Origin of the sequence: Sphingobacterium corticibacterium (assembly GCF_004208525.1) — a bacterium.
Classification (GTDB): Bacteria; Bacteroidota; Bacteroidia; order Sphingobacteriales; family Sphingobacteriaceae; genus Sphingobacterium; species Sphingobacterium corticibacterium.
In genome coordinates, this window is sequence record NZ_SGIT01000001.1 from 1,649,465 (window position 1) to 1,673,641 (window position 24,177).

The window sequence follows — 24,177 nt, forward strand, 5'->3', positions numbered from 1 at the left end:
TAAACTATCTTTTATTTACACTAACATTCTGTATTATGGCCAATAGATCTATGTAATGATAATGACTGTCATCCCCAGAGCTCTTGAAGCTGAACGTAAAGTCCTTGCGATCTTTAATAGTGTAATGGCTTTCCTGAATCTCGTCCTCACTATCTTGGTTAGTCTGCTGAACAAAATTTTGAAATTCACCTAACTCTTGAAAATATTGAAATGAATTACGAAGTTCATCGATCTTTATTTTTCCTTTATATAGGCCAACTATTGATACTTTCCCAACAAAAAGATCATCAACACTATAGGAACTTTCAAATTCATTTTCAAAAGTTAAAGGAATCTTTATAAGGAGCTCCTCTGAACGTTCTGAGATCTCACCTCTAATCTTGTAAGCATAATCCTTAAACATAGAGTTGAACAAGCCATTAATGTCGATACCGTTTGTCCCAGGCGCCATAATATCCTTCAACGCACCACTATTTATGAATTTCACAATTCGTAATTCGTCCTCATTTTCTAAAGATAACCTTACATTATCCACTTTTATCAACTCGCCCTCATTGAAGCTTTCGAAATCATCTACAGTTCGACAATTCTTCACAACCTCATCAAGTATCACCGATTTAGTTGTCTTGATTTCAAATGTTTCTAAAACCTTCTTAGACCCCGATCCTTTTACGCTTCCACCGGCTTCTGCTTCACCCAATTTAAATATGTCTAAGATATTAAAACCAAGCTTGGTTTTCAGGTATGCATCGCCCTCCAACCCATTTTGGCTTTCGACTTCCTGTTGCATTGAAATGATGTTGTTTAACATCATCTTAATCTCATAGACCTTCGGAAAGTTTATGTAGTATATATTAAAAATCATAAATATAAATTTTCATATAATAGCAAGTAGTTTCTATTCTAAGCCGATATTTCTTCTTCATTCGTTTCTTCTATTCTCATCATCAAGTTATAATGACCAGAATTATCTGTATGTATAAAAATATCTTTAAACACTTTTAGGTAATTCTCTACAGTCATATGAGGATACTCAATAAAAAAATCATCCGGAAGCGTGTGAGAGCCCTCATTTATCCAACTAATCAAAGACCTACAAATTTCCTTTTCTTCTGGAGTTTCAAATTTTCCTATTAAATACTCATCTCTTCTACTACCTAGAATTGAAAAAAAATTCTCAAGAACTCTTCTCATCGTATTTTGAATAGTAATCGCAGAATTATTTTGCCAATCTCTCAAATCCTGCCAAAGAAGTTCATAGGATGATTGAATAGGGTTTCTATTGCCGTAGGGCTGAATGACGGATACACCATTGTTCTTTCGAAGAATCCAAAAATTACTCTTTTCTTTAACAGTTCGATTCAAGCCTTCAAACGAAGTTTCTTTATGAAAATAAACATTATGGGTTAAAACAATAAGTTGAGTTATATTCCCTTTATTTTTTTTTATGTCTTTAATCAACTCTTTCAATAAAGTACTAACGACAAAAAGAACATTACTGTCTAAACTAGAAATTGGGTCGTCAACAATCAATATCCGCTCACTATTTACATTTTCTATAGAATCACCACCTTTAGATCTCTGCAAAAAGTATAAAAATGTTAAAAACGTCACCTCTCCTTCGCTTAAAGTGTTTTCCACTTTATCGCCATTATCCCGCTCTATTTGGTAATAACCATTTTCCACATAAGGAACAATTTTAAAATTGTTGAAACCATATGATCTCAACAACCTATTTATACTGTTTACTGTTGGTTCAATGCTGGTAACATTTGCGCTCATTTCTTGAATGAGATTATTAATCGTTAACACCTTCTCTTTCTGTTTATCAATTTGCATTCCCAAACCTGCAAGAGCTTTGTCAATTGAATTTAGAGAACTAATATAGGTTTGGATTTCATCTTTATAGTCCTCACACACAAATCTCCAAATTTGGCCAATCAGTAAGTCTTTCTCCACTCGAATATTGCGAACTAATGAATTATGCTTCCCCCTTTTCTCATTAGAATTTTTAAGGATAATATTTATATCATTCAAACTCCCCGAAGATTGTGTCAATGATATTAATCGGCTGGGTTCCTTTATTTTGCCTAACAAAAGATCTAAATTTGAACGTCTTATCGTAACAAACGTCTTTATATTTGACGAAAATAAATCTAGATCGATATTTGGTGATATATCTGTCTTAATATTTGTTTCAATACTATCCAGATAGTTTAACAGAGTATCTGTCAAAGTAAGGTACTCGTCTGAAAGCCTTTTCATTTGTTCGATGTTAAGAAGGTATTCCTCATCAAAGAATGAATCGAATTGATTTCTAAGAACCTGATCAATGGTGTCGTGCTGACAAAATGGGCATGTATCATTCTCTACAAATTTACGACCCTCATTTACCCAATCACTAATATTAAGTCTGTTTATAAACTTAGCTATATCGACATCAGCAGTCCCTACAATTACTTTTTGCCAGATAGGATCAGTTTCTATATCTAACAGTCTAGTAGTATCCAGCTCTTTAATTATCGATTGTTCATACAATATTGAACCGAAAACTGTACTCGCTTTTTCAATTAAAATATCTTTTAAAATTAGTTCACAATCATTTGACTTATATTGCTCTAATAATTTTACTTTAAACGATTCTTTTTTTCCCATTACTCCTGAGAAAGCAGCTTTAAAATAAGCTTCATATCTTTTAAACACCTTATTCCATGCCTGTTCTTTAAAGTTTTCTTCTAATATTTTTTTTTCTTCGTGTTTGCTTTCAAAATTGTCCTGCCTTTGCCTTAGAGTGATTTTCTGTTCCTTCAGTTCAATTGTTTTCTTTTCTATAAATTCTATTTCATCTTTGGTTGCCTCTCCTAGAGTAAAAATTCCTCTTACGTTCCCTTCACCAAAGTTTCTATCTCTAAACTCTTTATTGTATACTAAAACTTCAGTTTCCGAATTCTGTTTCCAAGAATGGCTACAATTAGAATACTTATTTGAAGATGAATCCAAAAAATAATTCGATATGGTAGTTTTCCCACAACCGTTAGCGCCATAAATAAAGTTAATCATACCTAAATTTTCGATTGTTACTCCTTGAGCACAATAACTGGCTACGTCCTTTATTGTAATTGAATTTATCATAATTCAAGTCTTAAAAATGCATCTATATTTAATTCTCCGTAGAGTTTATTCGTTCAATATCAATAAAAATTTCATCTAATGGTAGACTATATATTTTGCACCCTATCTTTCTTAAAGAAGCCGAAAATAACACCCTATAGTTCTCATTATTAGATAGATGAACTTTAAATTCTTTCTCTAAATCTCCATGACTAATGTATAGCGGTTCTATCTCTCCCATCATTTCGTTATATTACTTATATTATTTCTCTGAAGATATTGTTATCCGCGTCATTATCCTCCGCTCACGTTGTTAGTAGAACGAATCGTGAGTACTCCACATAAAACTTGTTTGCATCTTCTCGGCTAATAATCTTTACTTCACTCCCATTGGTTAATCGATTAGATTGCAAATGTTAAATTACTAAAATATTTTTCATTTAAGAAATGATGTATCTCACTTCCTCCCTTTTTCTTGTTGGAATAAAGTTAAAATAAGCATTTCGGATAGAGATACGGGAAACCGTAACTAAATCATCCCGCGCTATTCCTTATTATTTCGCATAATCAAAAGCATATGATCTGCTTCCCTATCAACACAAATAGATTTATCACTTTTTATCTTGCCGCGTTTGGTTACGCTGCAGGTACTTTACCCAATATGAGAAATAGCGATTATTTGGCGAACCGAAGGCTGTATTTGTACCGTCAACAACAAGTCTCATCTTAAAAATATGTATTAAAGTATATCTAAATTTATTTTTATTTCACATTTTTAGATAAACTTAGCACACTATACTCCTTATTGACAAACTGCACTTGAAACTTAGTCTACACCTTCCACACGCGTAGATTTTGTTAAGACCTTATTCGGATGTTATTCGCATCTCGTTCGGAAGATTACCGGCATTCTACCGGTAAGTTACCGAGGATTTACCGTGCGCAACACGGTAAATCCTCGGTAAATACACGGTAAATCATCTTTGAACGGGCGAACAGAGTCCGAACAGTGTATAAACAAAGGTTAAATAGCATTCGAAGAGACGTTAGAAACTCTATAGCTTTTCGTTGAGTCCCTCATTAACCAGCAAGGATGCGACGTCGGCATATGAAAAAACAGCGACGGCGTGTATCTTCCTGTTTACGTGCATGCACAAAATGAGGGATTCGTCGCATTACAATAAAAGTTTATTGTTACCTTTATTGGTATAATGAATTATGAACGAAACCATTAAGTTATGAGTAAAACCAAAACAGAAGTAAAAGCAGTAGCCATAGCGGACGATGTACTCCTCAATAAGATATACGCATTCGGAGGACAAAAAGTAATGTTGGATAGTGACCTGGCGGAGTTGTATGGGGTGGAGACTCGTGTCCTTAACCAGTCGGTGAATAGAAATATTGATCGTTTCCCTAAGGATTTCATGTTTCAACTAAGTAAAGATGAGTGGGAAAACTTGAAATCACAAACTGTGATATCAAGTTGGGGAGGTAGACGAAAAGAACCTCTAGTATTTACCGAACACGGCGTCTTAATGTTATCCAGTATCTTAAATAGCAGACAAGCAATCCAGATCAACATCCAAATAATGCGTATTTTCACGAAGTTACGTCAATATTTTTCGGACAACACCGAGATAAAGATGGAAATAGCCGAGATCAAATACACTGTAGAACAAATCGCTAAAAAACAGAAAGGTCATGATCAAAACATTGAACTACTCTTCGAATACATCGACCGACTGCAAGAGAAGCAGGATACCTCTCCTACCGCGTCAAAAGTAAAAAAGGTAATAGGTTTCAAAATTGGTGACAAATGAAAATTCCAACCATACACGGATACATCGATAGAAGGATCTTAATAAACTTCACGGCTGACCCCAAAGTGGTCGAGAAAATTGTTCCATTTCCATTTCGGCCTAAAATTTACAAAGGAAAAGCTATCGTTGGAATCTGCCTGATCAGACTTAGAAACATAAAGCCCAAAGGATTGCCTGACTTCCTTGGCGTAAACTCAGAAAATGGCGCTCACCGGATTGCTGTTGAATGGGACGAAAACAATAAAACAAAATCTGGGGTATATATTCCTCGTAGAGACACGTCCTTAAAACTGAACACACTTATTGGAGGCAGAATATTTCCCGGTAAGCATCATTATGCAAAATTCCATGTAGAGGAAAACAACGGTAATTTTCACATTGATTTTAGGAGTTCTGATAACACGCTCATATCCATTGATGCAACCGAAGCCTTACTATTTAACGAAAGTTCCATTTTTGAAAGTTTGGATAAAGCCTCGGCTTTTTCTGAAGATGGAGATCTTGGATACTCGCCCAACAAAAGCAAATTTGATGGGCTGACGTTGAAAGCATATACGTGGACGGTTAAACCACTTGACGTTTCAGTAGTGAAATCTAGCTTCTTTGAAAATGAAGAAATCTTCCCCAAGGGTTCAGTTACCTTTGACAATGCGCTATTAATGACAAACATTGAACATGAATGGAGAAGTGAAAGGAGGATTAAAGTATGAAGTACCATTTCTATGTTGTGCTGGCGATATCCTCCATCTTATTTTGTGTATCCTGTAATTTTGCAGATGGCCGGTAGCGAATTACCATTATAACATTGGTTCTTCAAAACGTAAATCTGGAAATTTGGAAGAAGCTATTCTAGAATATTCTAAAGCTATCCATTCGAATAAAAAACACCATAAGGCTTATGCATCAAGAGGAAGTGCTTATTTCGATCTAAAAGATTATCCCAATGCTATAAATGATTATTCTAAAGCGATACGCATAGATCCTAAAAACGCTGAAGTATATACTTATCGGGGTAGAACATATTACGAATGTGATAGTATCGAGTTAGCGCTCGCAGATTATAACAAGGCGATACAGCTGAATGACAAATTAGCTATCGCTTATTATCAAAGAGGCCTACTGAGGTTTACAAACAAAGATTTGGTAGGCGGCTGTCAAGATTTTAAGAAAGCTGCCAATCTCGGTGACGAAGAATCGGCGGAAACTGTCACGAAATATTGTAAAGAATTTTTGTGAAAACTGGGAAGGCTAATTGGGATCTTTAAAGCGATTAGAGGAACAGTTATTAAACATTAACCGATGAATGAAACAGCAACACATACGGAGAATATTTCGCAGGAATATATAGAGAAAAAATAATGTCTACACAAAAATACAGTATGGCATATCTGGAACATGCTCACAAAGCTTCGTCGTCTCATAGGGCAGAGATGGAAGATAGTACGTCATGCGGATGCTTTTATTGCCTGGCTACCTTCACTCCCATTGAAATAGTAGAGTGGATTGATGAACCTAACGGTGGTGAAACGGCAATCTGCCCAAAATGTGGTATTGATTCTGTACTGAGTTCAAAATACCCAATTGCAGACCCGATATTTCTGCGCGAGATGAATGCGTATTGGTTTTGATTTAAATTAACAAACAACACTTCATACGATGAAAAAAATATTAAAAGACAAAAGTTTTCAACTCTCTATACTATTAACACTCATTTTTCTTGGGACAGGAATTACCTTTCTGCTTTTAGGGCTTGCCCACTATAGTTGGGTAATTTTTATTCTTTTACCGGTAGTCTTAGGTGTTGCTTTGGGTGCGATGCCGAATAAGAAATATATTCTTTGGGGAGCATTAATAACGACTGCCATTGTTCTGATCTGTTTAGTGATCCCTGGACTTTCGGGACTGTTGTGTATCGTGATGACACTTCCTATTGTAGTTCCCTTGATCTTCCTTGGACATATCATCACACACTTAGTAAGACGGTACGGACAAATCAAAGATACCAATAGGCTTTCGGTTTTGCTTTTACCGCTTGTTCCGTTTTTTATAGCAGCACCGGTAGAACAGTTTTTGAAAACAGACAACGAAGTCATAAATGAAGTAAGAACAGAACAGGTTTTTAATTACACACCGGAACAGGTTTATGACGCCATTAAATCTGTTGACACCTTGGACGCTAAGAAACCCTATCTCATGTATTTTGACCTGCCTATTCCTACGAAATGTGTATTGGAAAAAGAAGAAGTTGGTGGGCTTAGAATTTGTTACTTCAAAGCAGGAGAATCAAGTACGCACGACTTCGGCAGCGGGAAAATCATAGAAAAAATCACGAAAATGGAACGTGGCAAAGTATTAAAAATGGATGTAATTGATTATAAACTTGTCGGACGAAACTGGCTTGGTTTCAAGGAAGCAATTTACTATTTTGACAAAGTTGGCGACAACAGTTGCAAGTTGACAAGAATAACGACATACACTTCTGTTTTGACACCGAGACTTTATTGGCAACCATTAGAAGAACTTGGTATTGAACAAGAACACGAATATGTATTCAACAACCTGACAAATGACTTAGAAAGGATGTACGGCCAGTAATATTAGGTTGTTGCGAGTGCCGGCAGAAGAGTTATACATGATCAAATGGCTGGTACGGTGGTAGTATATGCTAGAAGTAAATAGAAAAAATAAAGGGAATATGAAAAAAAGCTATGGTTTTGAGGTATCCTTAAATGGAAAAAAAATAGCGCGAGCCGGAATACCAAAAGATAATTATGTGGTCAATTGTATCGTAGACGCCGTTCATAGAAAAGATGGCAGCGAAGAATTATATATGAGAATTGGAGGGCTAGACAGCGATGCACAGATGCATGTCGGTTGGTTTGGTGAACAAATTAAAGTTGGTGATAAAATATCAATAGAAGTGATAGACGACCAATTTGATGAACCAACCTCTACAAGCAAAAAATTCACTAAAGAGGAGATCAGAGAGCAAAAAATAAAACACTATCTTCATCTTAAAGAGGAATTGAAAGATTATTTGGAGGAGTAGAATCGAAAGGTTACAATTTACGATATCAAATTATGGAAAACGCCAAATTAAATACTATGGATAATGAATTGTACAATCTGAAAGTAACAGACAGACAAACCTTCATCCAGTTTCTACACTTGCTACGGGCGAATCTGCTCCAAAATCCAGATACTTGGGAAAACAATACGTTACCTGAGTTCTTGGAAGCGTTGGCGGCCTATACAGAAGACATTCAAGGGTATTACAACAATATAAATGCAAATGTCGATGCCGAAAAAGCGGATTGGTCGACATTTTCTGATATTTTTAAAGGTGCTATAGTTTATGAGTAAGGGCAAATAACGAAGAGAAAAGTAGTACCTAGAAATTTAACTAAGCTGATGGATTCATTTTTACTTTTTTGGAGTACTATAATTTTGATTTTTGTAGGGCTAGTCGGTGGCTTGATCTATTTTGCGTATTGGTTACCAAAGAAAGTGGGTTATCCAAAAGTTGGTTGGTTATTCTCTAGCATATTAACTGTTACGTTTCTCTATTTTACCGTTATAATCGTATTTGAGGATGAGCTTTTTTCGAAATCTGATGCTCAGGAGAAACTGAGAGAACATGGTTTTATCCTACAAGATGATTTCAGCATTGTATCCAATTTGTCTGGTGGATTTAGCGATTATTCCCACCAATTTATTCTGGATATTTCTAAACAGGATAAAGAGCAAATAATTAAAAGGATTACAAGTGCAGAGAACTTTCAACCTTCTTTGGAAGATGATTTCATGTTAATCGCTGAAAAAATGAGGTATAGTGAGGTGGACACCTTTTTTACTGCAAATTATCAAACCGAAAATGCTTTTATATATGAATATTTCAAACCACATAAACAGGGGTATGCTCCTATATACACAAAAATATTAATTCTGAAAAAAGCAGATAAATTAACGTATGATTATCTCATTGATTGATTTTACAAAACGAAAGTAACCATATCACAATAACGGAAAACCAGTATTTTGATCGCCACCAACCCGAACGGAAATGCGACGTCGGCGTATGGATCTATCACGTCGTCGTGCGCCGACATCACTTCGGCGTACGACGGTACGCAACTTCCGTCCATCTGTATCGCGTCGGCATACGGGAAAGTCATCTCGGCATACGACAAACTCGTCTCGGCGCATGGGGAAACTTTGTCCGTGTATGCGGACAAAGTATTGGCATACAGGGAGGTGATGTCGGCGTACGAGGAAATCGTCCCGAAGGACAGAAGTATCACATCGGTGCGCGAAAGAATGGCTTCCCCGTATGGGGAGATTAAACGGTTGACCATCAGTATAACTTCTCCATACGGATTATTCACATCCCCGTACCACGACAGGGTGTCGTTGCCCGGCACACAGTTCAAGTCGTACGACGACAGCACGCCGGCGTACGGGAAAATGGCAAATAGTTATTCCTTTACCATTATGTATATATACATGTGAATGCCTGCACGGCACATCTTTGTTTTGTAGCGGAACAACGTGAGCATGTCAGGTGCGTTGTTGATTATGTTATGTGACGAAGTCGTCAACTACATGTTCATTGTGCGCTACCGCAAGGAATATGTTCACACATTGAAGCTAAACGACGTTCAATACATGGACTTTTTCGTTACGTCAACCAACAAATCCACAATGTAACGTTACAAAGCCGCCAACTACAGTAACTTGTTGATGATGTCAAGATACATAGCCGATAACTTCATGGAGGTCGGGGCTATGTACATGTACAAAATGGGAGATTCTATTGCTTTACAATAAAAGTTTATTGTTAGCTTAGTGCTATAATAAATTAAGAGAACCCCTAACTCTCTACGATATGGAGTGATGTGATACAGTTCAGTTTACACTACCGAGCTATTTTAAAACTGGATTTTATTCACTTATTCAGGTATCCAATATTTCCAAAAATATACTCCTTATTGATAAACTGCACTTGAAACTGGAGTCCACCACGTTCAAACCACTTAAATGATAATAGGGAAAATTGCTTCCCCGATGAATATGGACTCTGATTAAGTGGATAGCATCGCCCCCATCAATTTACGTGGATTATCTTGCACACCGACCATCAGTTCTCCTCCGGCATCATTGACAAATGACACTATAAGTCTTTGCTAGCTCTAAAGGTTTATTGAGCTGCTGTTTAAATTCTAAACGTCTACCTTCTAGTTGACTTTTTAGTTTCCATCTCCCATTTAAATTATCTGGTCACCGAATAATTATGTAAGCAAAAATGTTTATATTTGTGCTATGATTAGGCAATTTGAGAAATACAAAGGGATTCATCCGGGGATTGTACTTGATAGAGAATTAAAAAAACGTTCTATCAAACAACGTCCTTTTGCTTTGTCTTTAGAGGAACATCCTCAGACGTTTAATGCTATTACCAAAGGTAAAAGAGGTATCAGCACAGCATTAGCATTGAAGATTGAGCGCCAACTTGGGTTGGAAGAAGGTACTTTGGTGATATTGCAAGCCTATTATGATATCCAAAAAATCAAAGAAAAAGAAATCAAAAGGACCCCCGATCTGCATATCCTGAGTAAGGCTTTATTTTGGGATACGGATATTCAACAGATAGATTGGGAACGACAATACAGGTCTGTTATTCAACGTGTTTTTGAGCGTGGAAACGAAAACGATAAAAACGAGATAATTCGCTTTTATGGTGTTGAAAAAGTAAGCCAAGCTTTGCAGGAGTCCAATATCAGAAATCCATATACTATATACAGATCCAATAAAACTACAGACTAATTATGTTATATTATAACACCGTCAATGATCTTTTAAAAAACACATTGATTACTCTAATGGAGTCTTCTGTGTTTGAATCCTTTCGTTTGGTTGGCGGTACAGCATTAAGTCTTCAATTAGGACACCGCTTGTCTGTAGATATAGATTTGTTTAGTGATGCCCCGTATGGCTCTATTGATTTTAAAGCTATTGATGAATTTATAGAAAAGACATTTCCCCACCACTATCATTTTTCAAATCTAGATCCGGCAATGGGTAAATCTTATAGTGTGGGTAAAGATAAGGACAATGTGGTAAAATTAGATGTGTTTTATACGGATACTTTTATACAACCTCCTTTGATTGAAGACGGTATTAGAATGGCTACTACCGAAGAAATCATTGCTATGAAAATAGATGTGGTTCAACGTATAGGTCGCAAGAAAGATTTTTGGGATTTGCATGAATTGCTATCCCACGACAATATTTCTACTATGCTTTCTTTGCATCAAGAACGTTATCCTTACACTCATGATGAAGAGCTTATATTGAACAATCTATCCAATTTTGAGCTAGCCGATGATGATTTCAATCCTATCTGTTTAAGAGGGAAATATTGGGAATTTATAAAGGAGGATATTGTTGATGCAGTAAAAACATATAAGCCTTAATCCGTATATTCCGCAAAGCGTTCCCTAATGACTATTCCAACACGATTATATAAAGTTGATTGTCCTTATTATTTGATTATGTAATTTTACAAGCACATAATTGGATAAAACGATATTGTAGTTACAAGGCGATAGTACGAGCCAAGAGGTTATCATACACAAGTTTACGGACAACCCTGTTTAGCTGGCCAGATATGGCTTTCTGTCCCAATTTTTCGGATATCTCTTTTATCGACAATGCTTTACCCCCTAACATCATTCTTAAGATTTTAATGTATAGACTTTCTTGCTGTAGCTCCTGCTGCAACTCCTGCTGCAACTCCTGCTGCAACTCTTGCTGCACCATATACTCCTTATTGATAAACTGCACTTGAAACTGGAGTCCACCACGTTCAAACCACTTAAATTCAATTTCAGGATAAGCTATTTCAGGACAAGACATAACGGTGCAATCGTCTTCATCATCATGTCATCTAAGCAGGTCTTTATGGAAGTTTCTCTATAATGCTGTCAATAATAATGAAGAATTGACCTGGAAAAGGGGTAACAAAATGAATATTCCGATGATATACCATCAAAGAAAAATTATTATTACTTAATACAGATCATTATGAAAAATCTATTCTTTACACTCTTTTTTGGATCATTAATATCTTTATTGCTAACAGGATGCAGCAAAGATGAAACTACGGTACCTGTTGATCAAATTATTCTCCCGACAAGCACAGGGTTTAACATGCTTAGACAACAAGCACTCTCAGACCTCGTACAGACTCAAACCTTTGATGCGGGGGATGGTATACATTTCGTTTCAAACAAGGGAACTATCTTAGATATCGGACAATACGAACTCACTGATCATTTAGGCAATACCATCGTTGGAGAAGTAGAATTAACCTTTGTAGAAATCTTTGACAGAGGCAATATGGTTGTTGCAAACAAACCTTTAATGGGACGAGATAATACCGGACATCTTCATCCACTAATAACCGGTGGCCAATTTTTTATACAAGTAACGCAAGGTGACCAGGTTTTAAAACCGTTGAACTACTATTATGTCACAGTCGATGCTGAACATACCGGTGGTTTGGATAATGAAATGATATTATGGCAAGGTGAGATCAATGAAACAGGTAATTTAGCATGGAACCCTGTAGAGATTGGCTTTGGATCGGGCGAAGGCGATGATGGCAACGGGAACATAGTATGGACAGACGGCGATCAAGCAGGTCTGGGATTCAATCCTGTAACCAATACCTACGATTTTTTTATTAATGATTTTGGATGGACCAATGTCGATCGGTTTGCGGCAGTATCAAGCGCGCTTACAAAAATCAAAGTAAAAGTTCCGGCTAATTATAATGAAACCAACTCAGCCGTATATTTAGCTTACGAAGATCAACCCAATCTTCTAGCACAATTAGATTTGTACAACACACCCGATCAATATTTTACAGAACATTTTGGATTCGTACCCGTCGGGATGACCTTACATGTAATTTTCGCTTCAGAAAGTAACGGACAATTTGTATATAACATCAAAGAAGTAACTATTGCTGAAGATCATATCATTACCATAGCAACGGATGATTTGGAACTGACCAGCAAAGAAGATTTGATTGACAGGATCAATGCATTGAATTGAGTTCTTCTATCTAAACAACAGTTTATAATATATTACTGAACGGGTTCAATCTTTAATCCTCCTGTATAACAAAGCACGACAATGTTTGTGCTTTGTTATTTACAGCATAGAAAAGATCTGATAAAAGATTTAAAAAAATCTCAATATAGGGTTAACATTTCCCATTTTGCGTATGCTCAATGTGCCATCGACCATGTAAGCAACGGTCCATATCGCTATCCAACTCTTGTATGAGATTTTTAACTTGCTTGGTAACTTGCTCGGTATTTCTTTGAACAGCTTCGTCATCCATTGGAAATACTATCCGCAAAAAATTTTCAGTGAACTCAAAAACCGAAGGAGAATAGTGTAATAAGAAGGACTAAATTCACAACTAAAAATATTTCCAATATGGGAGAAATTAACTAATTTTATAACATAAATATTAACCTAAAAATGAGTGTAAAAAAAAGCGTATTAGAACAGAAAACCAATACAGAGTTGGAAAAATACATCGTTCCTGAGAGTAGATTTGTACCAGAGGCTATCAGATATGCCTTTGAGATCTTAAAATCCAGGGGAAGACATTTCAGTGACGACGAGGTTAAAAGTATCGAGAGGTTAATAGCCTCAAAAGAAGAGGTAGTCGAAGACAGAGTTGTCCACGAAAATTATATCAAAGCTTCAAATCTTTTTTTGGTTTCTGTTGGACTAGGATTAATCAATATATTCCTCGCCCCTGAGATTACCGCCGAAGGGTCTACGATCGCTGTTTCTATTTTTACCTTGGGTTTCTTACTGATAATCGGGCTGTTGATAAGAAAAGGTTTCGATTGGATGAAATATGTTCTGCTTGTATTCATGATCATAGGAGTTCTCGCAATCCCGTTGATTTTGCAGAATATTATATATCAGCCGGCCGTAGGAATTATTAACCTCATACAAACAGCCCTTCAGGTAGTTAGTCTCGTTATTTTATTTAAAATACCGGCTAATCATAGCGCAGAAAAACAACGCGTGTAGAAAACACGTAAAACCCTATATGAGCAAAGTTAATAGCATAGAAAAGGTCATGCCGCACCAGGATAATATTTACGAGCCAGCATTTGTCAAGAAAATGTTCAACCGGATGTCAAGTTCGTATGAGCGAATGAACTATATAACCTCTTTCGGCTTTTCCATTCGCTGGCGGAGACAATTCTTGGAAAAACTTGGAAAGTCAAACCAGCGTTTAAATGTAATTGACTTGCTTTCAGGGCTAGGTGAAAACTGGACATTCCTAAAACGAAATTTTCCGAATGCAACCTTTTATGCTTTAGATTTCTCTGACAAAATGATTTCGCGTTCAAGTAATAAAAGCAAAAAACTGTTCGCAGGCGATCTTAATTTACTTTGCGAGAATATTCTTCAAAATAAATTAGAGTCTAACCATTTTGATATTATTTCTTGTGCATACGGGCTCAAAACATTCAATGAGCAACAGCTGGAGGTTTTAGCCGGGGAAATACATAGGATTTTAAAACCCGATGGAAAATTCAGTTTTGTTGAGGTTTCCAAACCGAGTAAAAAACTTCTGTGTGCCTTCTACGGGTTTTATCTAGAAAAAGTTATACCACTGCTCGGAAAAATATTTTTAGGAAACCCGCACGATTACAAGATGCTTTGGATCTATACGGAAAAATATGGCAACAGCGATTTGGTAAAGCGAATATTTGAACGGAATAACTTAACGGTCACCAAGGAGAAATATTTTTTTGGTTGTGCGACGGGCATTAGCGGCCGGAAGTGATTCCTTTACAATTATGTACACAGAACTAAAAGCAGTAGCTATAGCTGATGATGTCCTCGCCAACAAAATATACGAGTTCAGAGGACAAAAAGTAATGTTGGATAGTGATCTGGCGGAGTTGTATGGGGTAGAGACGAAAGTTTTGAAACAAACTGTACGAAGAAACATAGACCGGTTTCCGGAGGATTTCATGTTTGAACTAAACGATGACGAGTTCAAATTTTTGAGGTCACAAATTGTGACCTCAAAAACAGATGGCCGTGGAGGTAGTCGATATACTCCTATGACGTTTACTGAACAAGGTGTAGCTATGCTATCAAGTGTATTAAGAAGCAAATTAGCAATCCAAACCAACATTCAGATTATGCGAGTTTTCACAAAGCTACGTCAATTCCTGACAGACAACTCCCGTATGCAGCATGAGCTTACAGAAATGAGATTAGCTATTGAAAAGCTTTCAAAAAAACAGAAAGGTCACGATCAGAATATAGAACTGCTCTTTGAATACATTGACCGACTGCAGGAAAATACACCTCACACCTCCTCTAAAGGAGTAACGGTGGTCAAGGGGTTTGATGTTGGGAGCAAGAAGAACAATTAGCGCAATTACCGAAAACATCAATTTCAAATGGAAATAGTTTTAACCGATACAAGAAATATAACCGCAGATCAAATTTTGCCATTATACGAAGCCAATGCGTGGAGTGCAGCCCAGAAATCTGATCGACTACTTAAAGGTTTAATCAATTCCCATTCGCTGATTACCGCTTGGAATGGGGACATCTTGGTAGGACTTGGTAACGCTATTTCCGACGGACATCTAGTAGTATACTATCCGCATTTACTAGTCCTCCCCTCCTATCAGGGAAAAGGTATTGGACACCTGATTATGGATAAGATGCAGCAGATATACAAAGATTTCCATATGCAAATGTTAACTGCGGACGGTAAAGCTATCGATTTTTATAAAAAGGTAGGTTTCGAAAGAGCTGGACAGACCGAGCCAATGTGGATTTATTCAGGCGGAGATCATTAGAATTAAAATTGTGAGAGAATAGACTGTTATTTTAAAGATCAGTACGATCAGTTATATAGAATTAGAATATGAAAAAAAGTTATGGTTTTGAAGTATCCCTAAACGGAGAAAAACTGGCTCGGGCCGGAATACCAAGGGATAATTATGCTGTGAGCTGCATTATAGACGCCGTACATAGAAAAGACGGCAGTGGGTCTTTGCATCTGCATATTGGCGGATTGGATAGCGATGCAGAGCAAAATGTCCGTTGGTTTGGTGAGCAAATTAAAGTCGGTGATAAAATATCGATTGAAGTGATAGATGGGCAATTCGACGAACCAACCTCAACAAGCAAAAAATTTACAGAAGAAGAGATCAGAGAGCAAAAAATGAAACATTATCTCCACCTCAAAGAGGAGCTGCAGGATTATTTGGAGGATTAGAATTTATGATAACATACATGCGAATGTCGATGCCGACAAACCTGAATGGTCGACTTCCGCTGATCTTTTTAAGAGTGCTAAAGTTTATGAGTAAAGGGAGATAGCTAAATTATTAATCCATGACTAATGACAATCTAAAATACGGCATAGAATATGTAAAACATTGGGCTGTTCATTGCATCATTTTGTCTAAAGCGCATGTATTTCGCTATTGCTCGGGTACAACATTGATTTTCCAATGCCCTGTTCGGTCACTGCCAACTCTTTCCAAAATGCTACGATTGCGCAAGATCTGTATATGCTTGTCTATAGTGGTCGTACTTACGCCAATATGATCTGCCATAATACGTTTTGATACTTTCGGATTAACATGGACGAGACCTAATATCTTCTGCTGTGTATCTACCAACCCATCTACCAACCCATCTACCAACCCATCTACCAACCCGCTATCGATTACAGATTTCGGAAATACCATCCGCGTAAAGTTGGTCAAAAATACGAAGCATTCTCGTCCGTAGCTCTGTAAAATACGTGGAATGCCCGACCCCAACTGCTCCACCAATTCCAGATCCCGATACACCCGCATCAATTCTCTATTTCGTGGTATAGAAACCCCAGCAAAGAAATCTTCCTTGTCTAGACCATCGATCAACGAGCCATAAGAGGTAATCTCGATACGATCGACAAAAATCTCAAACTTGGGAGGGACTTCGCGGGTATAATCATTATGTACGATGGCATTGATAATAGCCTCACGAAGAGCGATCTGATTCCACAAACGAGTATCGATTCGCTCCCTAGGCGTGATCTGCGACATGGTACGGTTTTCTAGCTCGATTTTCTCGATCACGCGTTTGGTCGCTTTGATGATGGAACAAAAACCGTATTCATTATTCTCAATGAGATTCACCCTATCCGTTCCGCTATATTTGGCCACTTTTATGGAGACATTGTTGTCATCGGCCAAAAGATATGCGGCATAGTTGAATTGACTATCTTCAGTGAAAAGCTCGAGTGTCTTCCTAAATTGGGGGTTGAGTGGCTTGTCCTGTTCTTGATAATAGATACGGAGCTGTTCGAACCTCAAATCCTGAAAATAAGATCTGATTTTACCGATAGAATTGCGTGTACGAGAAGCGTATAACTTATCGATCATCGCTTGAGACATAGGTTCCGCAGAGCTTCCGACGCGTATCAACGCACCCTTTTCGCTCATTCCGTATTTTCGGATGTAATAAGGACGTTCCAATCCACCAACTACGACGAGCTTGATTACATCTTTCCCTTCGTATTCTTCCAAGATTACATCAAACAAACCCATACACGAAGGAAGTATATTGTTTTTCAATCGATCCTTAACGACCAATTGGATATGGTCAGCATCCGGCACCCCCACATATCGTCCATCTTTATTGATACCAATGTATACACAACCACCCTCATGGGTGTTAAGGAAGGCTACGACTTCTCTTTCAAAATCGTCGGTCAACTTGGACTTATACTCTATCGCCCGGTTCTCCGTCATCATATCATTATAGGCTATTAATTAAGCAAATATAAGAATCTATTTGCTAAAAAAAGTAGCACAATACAGATTAAGCCTAAAAGTTTCTATTGGATTAACTTTAGATCCGCCGTCGGCAGAGATAAGTGTTTGGATAAAATCTAAAAGGACGATAATAATTTGTACCTTCAAGAACACATATAGATAACATGATCAAAGACGCGTCGAACAGCGAACATTATAATTGGGGCAATGCCTGCGACGGATGGCATTTTGTGAACATTTTAAACAAAACTGATCATACGTTGGAATTTTTGGTTATATCAGAGCCGAAATCGCAAGGAGATAGGATTGATTTGTAAGGCTACAATAAAAAAGAAAGACAATATGATAACTTCCGCGATTCAAAGATTGGAACAATATATAGCTGAAAAACCGTCTCACTTTCGGCTTTTGGATGAATCCGAATTGGAATTTAAGCCAACTTTAGAGAAATGGAGTAAAAAGGAAATCTTTGGCCACCTTATCGACAGTGCTACGAACAATCTCACGCGTTTCATAAGCGGTCAATTTGAAGACAACCCTATCATCTTGTATGACCAAGATCATTGGTGCAAACACAATTATTATCAGGTTGCGGACTTTTCTCAAATGATCGTACTTTGGGAAAGCTTAAACAGGCAATTAGTCTTCATCTGGAAACAGTTGTCTTCCGAGGCATTACAACGGAAGGCTAATGACCATACGCTATCATTTCTGGCCGAAGATTACGTGAGTCACCTGGAGCATCATTTAAATCAGATAGCGGAATAAGCTATTGCACTTACAGAATACGGCAATGCCTGCTGTTGATGGATCGAGTTCCAGTTGTCGATATATTCAAGATTGCCGCAAAAGGCAGATATCCGGAATATGTAATACTTTCTTGTCTTAGGCGAAGCGTGATTATAAGCGATTCTCGTACTATTGCACTGATAAAGTTATGCGTATACGATGAGAACAGTAAGATTTTGTATCAACATGAGCCTTGACGGTTACTGTGACCACACCGCTTTCAGTCCTGATGAAGCGGTTTTAGAGTACTTTACTGCCATGATAGACGATGTTGACCTGCTTTTCTTTGGGCGCATCATGTACCAACTTATGTTTCCCTACTGGCGCGAAGTTGCCAGGGATCAGTCTGGCTGCCCCGCAGAAAATCGATTTGCTGAAAAGCTTAGCACTATGGATAGCGTTGTCATTTCCCGATCGTTGGACGTTGTCGGCGAAAACGTTCTTATCGTCCGTAGCGATCCGGCGGGAGAACTTCTGAAATTGAAGCAGCAAGTCGGAAAAACCATTCTGATGGACAGTGTCAGCCTACTTCCTGAAATGATTGCCGCAGGCCTTATCGACGAGTTTTTTCTTGTTATCCACCCTGTTATTGTAGGTAATGGCAGACATTTGCTAGATACTGGAAGCCTGCATGAGAAACTTAACCTTCAACTCTTCGATACCATCAAATTTAAATCTGGGTCTATAGCGCTCCATTACGTGAAGTCCGGTTTCTAACGTTGATCCCAAAACACTGTCACACTTTTGCGGTATACACGACGCAAATTTCCCATTTTGCGCATATTCAAAGAAACATCGACAATGTATTTAACGGCTTTGACATCCGTCAATACGCAACAAGCAATGGTAGTAAACGATTTTGACAACCGCCAAAATCAAACGGACGCCTGTTGATACGAATTTGTCCATGTACGGAACGTTGTATTCTTCCATGTGCCAAATAAGTATAAGATATAGGCATTATTACTTTACAATAAAAGTTTATTGTTACCTTTATTGGTATAATGAATTAACTCTCGTAGTCCCTCTTCACAGCACCAATCTTTAACGTTAAATATAATATTCAGATAGTCCACTAATAAATCAAAACCATGATAAAGTGTAATTGACCGAATTGAATTGATGATCACTCCAATATAGGCTCCTTGTCTATCAGTTTTTTTAACTATACGATTTGAAAGTATATCCAATATACGTTGCCAATATCCAAATATTTCATCGTATATTTTCGGTTCATAATCCTTTAACTTTATCATTCCCTATTCCTCTGCCCCAATCATCCTTCCGAAATGATTGGTACTTAAGGCTGAACTTGCGCATCGTAAGAACATCTTTTGCGCTTGATCATGATTTTCACTATACTGGGAAAGCCATTCTAAGACTCTAAATCTTTATGGTAGTTGAGCATGTAAAATGCTAGCTCGAATAAAACTGCATATTAAAATGCCATCAAAATTCTATTCGAGCTCTACTACATGAAAAAAGATACTATTTTTGCTAACCACTTTCGGAAATTTAATATGACACTATTCACGAAAATAATAGCAATCGGGATTCTAATCATTACCACAGCTCATACCCAAGATCATAAACTATACAATCGTTGGAAAATAATTACTGAAACAAGATTATTCCTTAATTTAGACGGCACGACACATGGACGATATAAAGACGTTATCGATTCTGTGAAAAGCGACAATGTCTTCATTCAACTATCGAAAGACGGTAATTTTAAATCATTAGAAGGTGATGGTACATTTATGGTAGACCGAGACTCCATTCATCTAAAAATGAACGACGGTAACTCATCTTTTAAATTTGTACTGCGAGACAGTTGTCTCTATCTATACAGTGACGAAATGCGTGAAGACCATATACGCCGAAAAGTTCTTCAAGCAGTAGTGATGTAGGCTGATACCTCACCCCTCTGTCAATATCTTTATCATCAAGTCTAAATGGATATCATCTTTTCCAATTATCGGTCAATCATCAATGCGGGGTGCGGATCAAGGTAGAAACCGATCTTGGTTTACTTTCCCAGCTGATCCGCCTTCACTGATATGTTTTCATTGGGTTCCTCGCACCGTTTTTAAGTTGCGCTTAACATAATGTTCGTTATTTCAGACAAAATTATTATATTTGTTTGAAATAACAGACTTTTAATGAAAAAGCAACTTGTGTTACCCAAGTTTCAAGCTATATTGGAACAGATGGGCGAGAACATCAAACTAGCACGGAAACGCCGTAAACTGACTGCTGTACAGGTAGCGGAGCGAGCAGGTGTTGCACGTTCTACGTTGTATCTTGTCGAAAAAGGAGATACTAGTGTCGCTATGGGTGCATATTTCAATGTATTACGTGTATTAGGTCTGCAAGATGATTTCTTAAAATTAGCAGCAGACGATGTTTTCGGACGTAAACTTCAGGATTTAGATTTGTTGTAAGATGGCGGTAAACAAAACAGATATATACGTTTATGTGGATTGGATAGGTTTATCGCACCCCACATTGGTAGGTGTTTTATCAGCTCATCAAGCAAAGGGACGAAAAGCATTTAGTTTTGAGTATGATAAACAATGGCTAAAGACCAATGCACAACGATTAATCGATCCTGATATTCAATTTTACTCCGGACAACAATTCCCAAATAATAAAGAAAACTTTGGTGTTTTTTTGGATAGTATGCCTGATACATGGGGACGTACATTGATGAGGCGTAGAGAAGCCCAACTTGCTGTAGTAAGTGGAACAAAAGCTAAAACCTTATATGATATCGATTTTCTTTTAGGCGTTTATGACGAAACTAGAATGGGGGCTTTTCGTTTCAAACTTGATCCTGATGGTGATTTTTTGGATAATGATACGGAAAAATCAACACCGCCGTGGTCAACGGTTCGTGAATTGCAACAAGCTGTCGTTCACTATGAAAACGATGAAGAAAATGATGCCATTAATAAATGGTTAAAATTGCTCATTGCCCCAGGTTCATCTCTAGGAGGTGCTAGACCGAAAGCCAATATTCTGGATGAAAACAATGGATTATGGATAGCGAAGTTCCCTTCTAAAAACGATACCATAGATAAAGCTGCATGGGAATTTTTAACCTATAAGCTAGCTATCAATGCTGGTGTGGAAATGGCAGAATGTCGCATGGAAAAAGTTAATGGTCAATATCATACTTTCTTCACTAAACGATTTGATAGGATCGGCACAGATCGAATTCATTTTTCATCGGCTATGACCATGACAGGAAATAACGAAGATACAATCAAAGATAACCCAGCAAGCTACTTGGATATCGTTGAATTTATACAAGATAATGGCGACTATGTCGATGAAAACTTAGCTCAATTATGGCGTAGAATCGTGTTCAATATCGCTGTATCTAATACAGATGACCACTTACGTAATCATGGTTTTATTTTGAATGATAAAGGTTGGATGTTGTCACCAGCTTATGATCTTAATCCCTCTATTGACAAAGATGGTTTAGCTTTGAATATCGATATGCACAATAATGCTTTGGATTTTGATCTAGCAAAAAGTGTAGGTGAATATTTTAGGTTGAATGATCGTCAAATGAACAGCATTATAGCCGAAGTTTTGATTGTTGTGAAGGGATGGGAATCTATATCAAAGCAAATAGGTATTTCAAGAGCTGAGCAAGAGTTGATGAGGTCTGCATTCCGAACAGAAATAGATTAATTTTTTATTGAAATTATCAGCTAAATTGGTCATTTTATAGAGTTTACTGACTACAAAAAAGTGCATTACTTCAATGGAAATAACGCACTTTTAAAAATCCAATAAGGATTAGCAAAATTTTAGTAAGTTAATACAAAATCATCTTTAGGTACACGTACTTTTTTCATGGTCGAAAGCCAATCTTTTTCTACATCGGCATAACCTACATACATCAAAGAAACGCTTTTCAGACCCTGCTTTTCCAATTCTAAAACTTCGTCTATAATCGCATTATTAAAACCTTCGGCTGGCGTAGTGTCTACACGTAATTCAGCTGCTTGAGCCAATGCCATGCCTAACGCAATATAGGTCTGACGTGCTGTATGAGCAAAGTTGCGTTCAGCAGGTTCGTTGAGATAAACATTTTTGAGCATATCGGTATACGAATCAAATCGTCCACGTGGCAATCCTCTTTCGTCTGTTGTGAAATTATACACATGATCTATACGATCTGCTGTGTATCTATCCCAAGCTGCAAAAATAATGATGTGTGAAGCATCACGCATACATTCTGGATTAAGCGCACCTTTTACCAATTTGTTTTTCACATCTTGATCTTCTACTACGATTACCTTAAAAGGTTGTAAACCAGAAGAGGTCGGTGCTAAACGAGCTGCTTCGACTATTTTGTCAATATCTTCTTGACTTACTTTTTTATTCGGATCATATGCTTTGACAGCATGTCTCCATTTCAAATCTTCTATTAATGACATTGTTATTTATTTTAAAAAATCTTTTTGTTTAAAGCTTGGATTAGGATATTTATAAAACCCTTCACCTGTCTCCACACCCAATTTACACTAGTAGTGAATTGACTTTAAAGTCAATACCATTTATTTGTTACTTTTAATTGTTAGTTACTACCAATTTTACTTCTATATTTCCGCGTGTCGCATTAGAATAAGGACAAACTTGATGCGCCTGTTCTACGAGTTTGTTGGCTTCTTCTATAGAGACCCCTGGAATATTAACCTCTAACTCGGCCTCCAAACCAAAACCACCATTATCTAACTGTCCGATACCCACCTTAGCAGTTACAGTAGTTTCGCCTGTCTGGATACGTGATTTTTTAATCACCAAATTCAAAGCGCTATCAAAACATGCTGCATATCCACCTGCAAATAACATCTCAGGATTAGTAAAGTCATCACTTTTACCGCCCAATGCTTTCGGTGCACGTACATCTACATTCAATACACCATTTTCACTTTTAATGTGTCCGTCTCGTCCTCCTTGAGCGGTAACACGTGTTGTATACAAAGTTTTCATTTTTCTATTTTTACAAATTTGATAATATCTTGTCTATACTATTTTTCAATACTTTTAATTCTGCTACAGGTATCGACATGGCATCAACCATTGCTGAAGGTACATTTTGTGCTTTCGTTTTTAATTGATGACCCGCTGCTGTAAGGGAAATGACTACCATTCTTTCATCTGCCTGACTTCTCTTCCGTATTACAATTTCCTTTTGTTCTAACCGCTTTAAAAGGGGTGTCAATGTACCACTGTCTAGATTCAACTTCTCTCCGATGGCCGAAACAGATTGTTCATCTTTCTCCCAAAGCACCAGCATCACCAAATATTGTGGATAAGTTAGTTCCAATTCTTCTAGCAAGGATCGGTATTTGTTCACCATCTCTTTAGCTAAAGTGTAAATGGGAAAGCACACTTGATTTTCTAATTTTAAATGATCCATCTTGTAATCGTTTGCTACACAAAGATAAAGCCATTATATATTGTGCACAATATAATTTTGTCAAATCAATGTATTTTTAATTCTAGCCTTAAAGTTTCATAAACAGTATATTCAATAA

General features: G+C 37.2%; 28 protein-coding genes and 1 pseudogene. 22 read left to right on the forward strand and 7 right to left on the reverse strand.

Annotated features, from left to right (window positions below):
• Positions 1–4: 4 nt before the first annotated feature.
• Both EWE74_RS07000 and EWE74_RS07005 read right to left on the reverse strand, forming a co-directional pair.
• Positions 5–814 carry a hypothetical protein gene (locus tag EWE74_RS07000; protein WP_130141161.1) on the reverse strand — a complete coding sequence of 270 codons (810 nt, stop codon included), beginning with the start codon at positions 812–814 and terminating at the stop codon, positions 5–7.
• Positions 815–903: 89 nt separating this feature from the next.
• The gene (locus EWE74_RS07005) at positions 904–3,132 is read right to left on the reverse strand and encodes an AAA family ATPase (protein ID WP_130140766.1); all 2,229 of its coding nucleotides are present in this window, start codon (positions 3,130–3,132) and stop codon (positions 904–906) included.
• 1,217 nt (positions 3,133–4,349) lie between these two features.
• On the opposite strand from EWE74_RS07005, the gene EWE74_RS07010 reads away from it, so the two are divergent.
• The 11 genes and pseudogenes from EWE74_RS07010 to EWE74_RS07060 all read left to right on the forward strand — a co-directional run bounded on the left by EWE74_RS07010 (position 4,350) and on the right by EWE74_RS07060 (position 11,404).
• On the forward strand, positions 4,350–4,931 hold the full coding sequence (locus tag EWE74_RS07010; protein WP_130140767.1) for an ORF6N domain-containing protein: 582 nt from the start codon (positions 4,350–4,352) through the stop codon (positions 4,929–4,931).
• Positions 4,928–5,641, forward strand: a complete 714-nt coding sequence (locus EWE74_RS07015) for a DUF2071 domain-containing protein (RefSeq protein WP_130140768.1) — start codon at positions 4,928–4,930, stop codon at positions 5,639–5,641. The genes EWE74_RS07010 and EWE74_RS07015 overlap by 4 nt, the downstream gene beginning before the upstream one ends.
• 88 nt (positions 5,642–5,729) lie before the next feature.
• A pseudogene (locus tag EWE74_RS07020) lies at positions 5,730–6,167 on the forward strand (tetratricopeptide repeat protein); the annotation flags it as partial.
• A gap of 122 nt (positions 6,168–6,289) precedes the next feature.
• Entirely contained in the window at positions 6,290–6,559 is a 270-nt protein-coding gene (locus tag EWE74_RS07025; RefSeq protein ID WP_239018574.1) for a hypothetical protein, read from the forward strand.
• A 28-nt stretch (positions 6,560–6,587) separates the two neighbouring features.
• The gene (locus EWE74_RS07030) at positions 6,588–7,526 is read left to right on the forward strand and encodes an SRPBCC family protein (RefSeq protein ID WP_130140770.1); all 939 of its coding nucleotides are present in this window, start codon (positions 6,588–6,590) and stop codon (positions 7,524–7,526) included.
• A 100-nt stretch (positions 7,527–7,626) separates the two neighbouring features.
• Positions 7,627–7,980 (forward strand): hypothetical protein, encoded by a 354-nt coding sequence (locus EWE74_RS07035; RefSeq protein ID WP_130140771.1) that lies wholly within the window; start codon positions 7,627–7,629, stop codon positions 7,978–7,980.
• 32 nt (positions 7,981–8,012) lie between these two features.
• Positions 8,013–8,294, forward strand: coding sequence for a DUF7660 family protein (locus tag EWE74_RS07040; RefSeq protein ID WP_206365160.1), 282 nt, complete (start codon positions 8,013–8,015; stop codon positions 8,292–8,294).
• A gap of 48 nt (positions 8,295–8,342) precedes the next feature.
• Positions 8,343–8,921, forward strand: coding sequence for a hypothetical protein (locus EWE74_RS07045; protein WP_130140772.1), 579 nt, complete (start codon positions 8,343–8,345; stop codon positions 8,919–8,921).
• Positions 8,922–8,969: 48 nt separating this feature from the next.
• Positions 8,970–9,440 (forward strand): hypothetical protein, encoded by a 471-nt coding sequence (locus EWE74_RS07050; protein ID WP_130140773.1) that lies wholly within the window; start codon positions 8,970–8,972, stop codon positions 9,438–9,440.
• Between the two features lie 810 nt (positions 9,441–10,250).
• Positions 10,251–10,754, forward strand: coding sequence for a helix-turn-helix transcriptional regulator (locus tag EWE74_RS07055; protein WP_130140774.1), 504 nt, complete (start codon positions 10,251–10,253; stop codon positions 10,752–10,754).
• Positions 10,755–10,810: 56 nt separating this feature from the next.
• Complete coding sequence (locus EWE74_RS07060) at positions 10,811–11,404, forward strand: nucleotidyl transferase AbiEii/AbiGii toxin family protein (protein WP_239018575.1); 594 nt, start codon at positions 10,811–10,813, stop codon at positions 11,402–11,404.
• 121 nt (positions 11,405–11,525) lie between these two features.
• Here EWE74_RS07060 and EWE74_RS07065 read toward each other — a convergent pair whose 3' ends face one another.
• Complete coding sequence (locus EWE74_RS07065; RefSeq protein WP_130140776.1) at positions 11,526–11,846, reverse strand: hypothetical protein; 321 nt, start codon at positions 11,844–11,846, stop codon at positions 11,526–11,528.
• Between the two features lie 168 nt (positions 11,847–12,014).
• On the opposite strand from EWE74_RS07065, the gene EWE74_RS07070 reads away from it, so the two are divergent.
• The 6 genes from EWE74_RS07070 to EWE74_RS07095 all read left to right on the forward strand — a co-directional run bounded on the left by EWE74_RS07070 (position 12,015) and on the right by EWE74_RS07095 (position 16,275).
• On the forward strand, positions 12,015–13,049 hold the full coding sequence (locus tag EWE74_RS07070; protein WP_130140777.1) for a hypothetical protein: 1,035 nt from the start codon (positions 12,015–12,017) through the stop codon (positions 13,047–13,049).
• A 435-nt stretch (positions 13,050–13,484) separates the two neighbouring features.
• On the forward strand, positions 13,485–14,051 hold the full coding sequence (locus tag EWE74_RS07075; RefSeq protein ID WP_130140778.1) for a hypothetical protein: 567 nt from the start codon (positions 13,485–13,487) through the stop codon (positions 14,049–14,051).
• 19 nt (positions 14,052–14,070) lie between these two features.
• Complete coding sequence (locus EWE74_RS07080; protein WP_206365161.1) at positions 14,071–14,817, forward strand: class I SAM-dependent methyltransferase; 747 nt, start codon at positions 14,071–14,073, stop codon at positions 14,815–14,817.
• 13 nt (positions 14,818–14,830) lie between these two features.
• Entirely contained in the window at positions 14,831–15,418 is a 588-nt protein-coding gene (locus EWE74_RS07085) for an ORF6N domain-containing protein (protein ID WP_130140779.1), read from the forward strand.
• A gap of 27 nt (positions 15,419–15,445) precedes the next feature.
• Positions 15,446–15,853 (forward strand): GNAT family N-acetyltransferase, encoded by a 408-nt coding sequence (locus tag EWE74_RS07090; protein ID WP_130140780.1) that lies wholly within the window; start codon positions 15,446–15,448, stop codon positions 15,851–15,853.
• 68 nt (positions 15,854–15,921) lie between these two features.
• Complete coding sequence (locus EWE74_RS07095) at positions 15,922–16,275, forward strand: hypothetical protein (RefSeq protein ID WP_130140781.1); 354 nt, start codon at positions 15,922–15,924, stop codon at positions 16,273–16,275.
• Positions 16,276–16,483: 208 nt separating this feature from the next.
• Here the strand turns inward: EWE74_RS07095 and EWE74_RS07100 are convergent, their stop codons facing one another.
• A complete protein-coding gene (locus EWE74_RS07100) occupies positions 16,484–17,806 on the reverse strand; it encodes an RNA-binding domain-containing protein (RefSeq protein WP_206365162.1) in 1,323 nt (440 codons plus the stop codon).
• A gap of 363 nt (positions 17,807–18,169) precedes the next feature.
• Here EWE74_RS07100 and EWE74_RS07105 point away from each other — a divergent pair, with 363 nt between their 5' ends.
• From EWE74_RS07105 to EWE74_RS07125, 5 genes are all read left to right on the forward strand, one after another.
• A complete protein-coding gene (locus tag EWE74_RS07105; RefSeq protein ID WP_130140782.1) occupies positions 18,170–18,595 on the forward strand; it encodes a DinB family protein in 426 nt (141 codons plus the stop codon).
• Positions 18,596–18,775: 180 nt separating this feature from the next.
• Positions 18,776–19,333 (forward strand): dihydrofolate reductase family protein, encoded by a 558-nt coding sequence (locus EWE74_RS07110; RefSeq protein ID WP_130140783.1) that lies wholly within the window; start codon positions 18,776–18,778, stop codon positions 19,331–19,333.
• 758 nt (positions 19,334–20,091) lie between these two features.
• Positions 20,092–20,526, forward strand: a complete 435-nt coding sequence (locus EWE74_RS07115) for a hypothetical protein (protein ID WP_130140784.1) — start codon at positions 20,092–20,094, stop codon at positions 20,524–20,526.
• Positions 20,527–20,778: 252 nt separating this feature from the next.
• Positions 20,779–21,060: a helix-turn-helix domain-containing protein gene (locus tag EWE74_RS07120; protein WP_130140785.1), complete on the forward strand. Its 282-nt coding sequence runs from the start codon at positions 20,779–20,781 to the stop codon at positions 21,058–21,060.
• Between the two features lies 1 nt (position 21,061).
• Positions 21,062–22,321, forward strand: a complete 1,260-nt coding sequence (locus EWE74_RS07125) for a type II toxin-antitoxin system HipA family toxin (protein WP_130140786.1) — start codon at positions 21,062–21,064, stop codon at positions 22,319–22,321.
• 119 nt (positions 22,322–22,440) lie between these two features.
• Here EWE74_RS07125 and EWE74_RS07130 read toward each other — a convergent pair whose 3' ends face one another.
• The 3 genes from EWE74_RS07130 to EWE74_RS07145 all read right to left on the reverse strand — a co-directional run bounded on the left by EWE74_RS07130 (position 22,441) and on the right by EWE74_RS07145 (position 24,059).
• Positions 22,441–23,073 (reverse strand): NAD(P)H-dependent oxidoreductase, encoded by a 633-nt coding sequence (locus EWE74_RS07130; protein ID WP_130140787.1) that lies wholly within the window; start codon positions 23,071–23,073, stop codon positions 22,441–22,443.
• A gap of 133 nt (positions 23,074–23,206) precedes the next feature.
• Positions 23,207–23,629: an organic hydroperoxide resistance protein gene (locus EWE74_RS07140; RefSeq protein ID WP_105715840.1), complete on the reverse strand. Its 423-nt coding sequence runs from the start codon at positions 23,627–23,629 to the stop codon at positions 23,207–23,209.
• A 10-nt stretch (positions 23,630–23,639) separates the two neighbouring features.
• Positions 23,640–24,059 carry a MarR family winged helix-turn-helix transcriptional regulator gene (locus EWE74_RS07145; protein ID WP_130140788.1) on the reverse strand — a complete coding sequence of 140 codons (420 nt, stop codon included), beginning with the start codon at positions 24,057–24,059 and terminating at the stop codon, positions 23,640–23,642.
• Positions 24,060–24,177: the final 118 nt, after the last annotated feature.

Bases quoted from the DNA above. Each gene is read 5' to 3' on its own strand.
- EWE74_RS07000 (WP_130141161.1), bottom strand. From the start codon at position 814: ATGATGTTAAACAACATCATTTCAATGCAACAGGAAGTCGAAAGCCAA.
- EWE74_RS07005 (WP_130140766.1), bottom strand. From the start codon at position 3,132: ATGATAAATTCAATTACAATAAAGGACGTAGCCAGTTATTGTGCTCAA.
- EWE74_RS07010 (WP_130140767.1), top strand. From the start codon at position 4,350: ATGAGTAAAACCAAAACAGAAGTAAAAGCAGTAGCCATAGCGGACGAT.
- EWE74_RS07015 (WP_130140768.1), top strand. From the start codon at position 4,928: ATGAAAATTCCAACCATACACGGATACATCGATAGAAGGATCTTAATA.
- EWE74_RS07025 (WP_239018574.1), top strand. From the start codon at position 6,290: ATGTCTACACAAAAATACAGTATGGCATATCTGGAACATGCTCACAAA.
- EWE74_RS07030 (WP_130140770.1), top strand. From the start codon at position 6,588: ATGAAAAAAATATTAAAAGACAAAAGTTTTCAACTCTCTATACTATTA.
- EWE74_RS07035 (WP_130140771.1), top strand. From the start codon at position 7,627: ATGAAAAAAAGCTATGGTTTTGAGGTATCCTTAAATGGAAAAAAAATA.
- EWE74_RS07040 (WP_206365160.1), top strand. From the start codon at position 8,013: ATGGAAAACGCCAAATTAAATACTATGGATAATGAATTGTACAATCTG.
- EWE74_RS07045 (WP_130140772.1), top strand. From the start codon at position 8,343: ATGGATTCATTTTTACTTTTTTGGAGTACTATAATTTTGATTTTTGTA.
- EWE74_RS07055 (WP_130140774.1), top strand. From the start codon at position 10,251: ATGATTAGGCAATTTGAGAAATACAAAGGGATTCATCCGGGGATTGTA.
- EWE74_RS07060 (WP_239018575.1), top strand. From the start codon at position 10,811: ATGGAGTCTTCTGTGTTTGAATCCTTTCGTTTGGTTGGCGGTACAGCA.
- EWE74_RS07065 (WP_130140776.1), bottom strand. From the start codon at position 11,846: ATGTCTTGTCCTGAAATAGCTTATCCTGAAATTGAATTTAAGTGGTTT.
- EWE74_RS07070 (WP_130140777.1), top strand. From the start codon at position 12,015: ATGAAAAATCTATTCTTTACACTCTTTTTTGGATCATTAATATCTTTA.
- EWE74_RS07075 (WP_130140778.1), top strand. From the start codon at position 13,485: ATGAGTGTAAAAAAAAGCGTATTAGAACAGAAAACCAATACAGAGTTG.
- EWE74_RS07080 (WP_206365161.1), top strand. From the start codon at position 14,071: ATGAGCAAAGTTAATAGCATAGAAAAGGTCATGCCGCACCAGGATAAT.
- EWE74_RS07085 (WP_130140779.1), top strand. From the start codon at position 14,831: ATGTACACAGAACTAAAAGCAGTAGCTATAGCTGATGATGTCCTCGCC.
- EWE74_RS07090 (WP_130140780.1), top strand. From the start codon at position 15,446: ATGGAAATAGTTTTAACCGATACAAGAAATATAACCGCAGATCAAATT.
- EWE74_RS07095 (WP_130140781.1), top strand. From the start codon at position 15,922: ATGAAAAAAAGTTATGGTTTTGAAGTATCCCTAAACGGAGAAAAACTG.
- EWE74_RS07100 (WP_206365162.1), bottom strand. From the start codon at position 17,806: ATGATGACGGAGAACCGGGCGATAGAGTATAAGTCCAAGTTGACCGAC.
- EWE74_RS07105 (WP_130140782.1), top strand. From the start codon at position 18,170: ATGATAACTTCCGCGATTCAAAGATTGGAACAATATATAGCTGAAAAA.
- EWE74_RS07110 (WP_130140783.1), top strand. From the start codon at position 18,776: ATGAGAACAGTAAGATTTTGTATCAACATGAGCCTTGACGGTTACTGT.
- EWE74_RS07115 (WP_130140784.1), top strand. From the start codon at position 20,092: ATGAAAAAAGATACTATTTTTGCTAACCACTTTCGGAAATTTAATATG.
- EWE74_RS07120 (WP_130140785.1), top strand. From the start codon at position 20,779: ATGAAAAAGCAACTTGTGTTACCCAAGTTTCAAGCTATATTGGAACAG.
- EWE74_RS07125 (WP_130140786.1), top strand. From the start codon at position 21,062: ATGGCGGTAAACAAAACAGATATATACGTTTATGTGGATTGGATAGGT.
- EWE74_RS07130 (WP_130140787.1), bottom strand. From the start codon at position 23,073: ATGTCATTAATAGAAGATTTGAAATGGAGACATGCTGTCAAAGCATAT.
- EWE74_RS07140 (WP_105715840.1), bottom strand. From the start codon at position 23,629: ATGAAAACTTTGTATACAACACGTGTTACCGCTCAAGGAGGACGAGAC.
- EWE74_RS07145 (WP_130140788.1), bottom strand. From the start codon at position 24,059: ATGGATCATTTAAAATTAGAAAATCAAGTGTGCTTTCCCATTTACACT.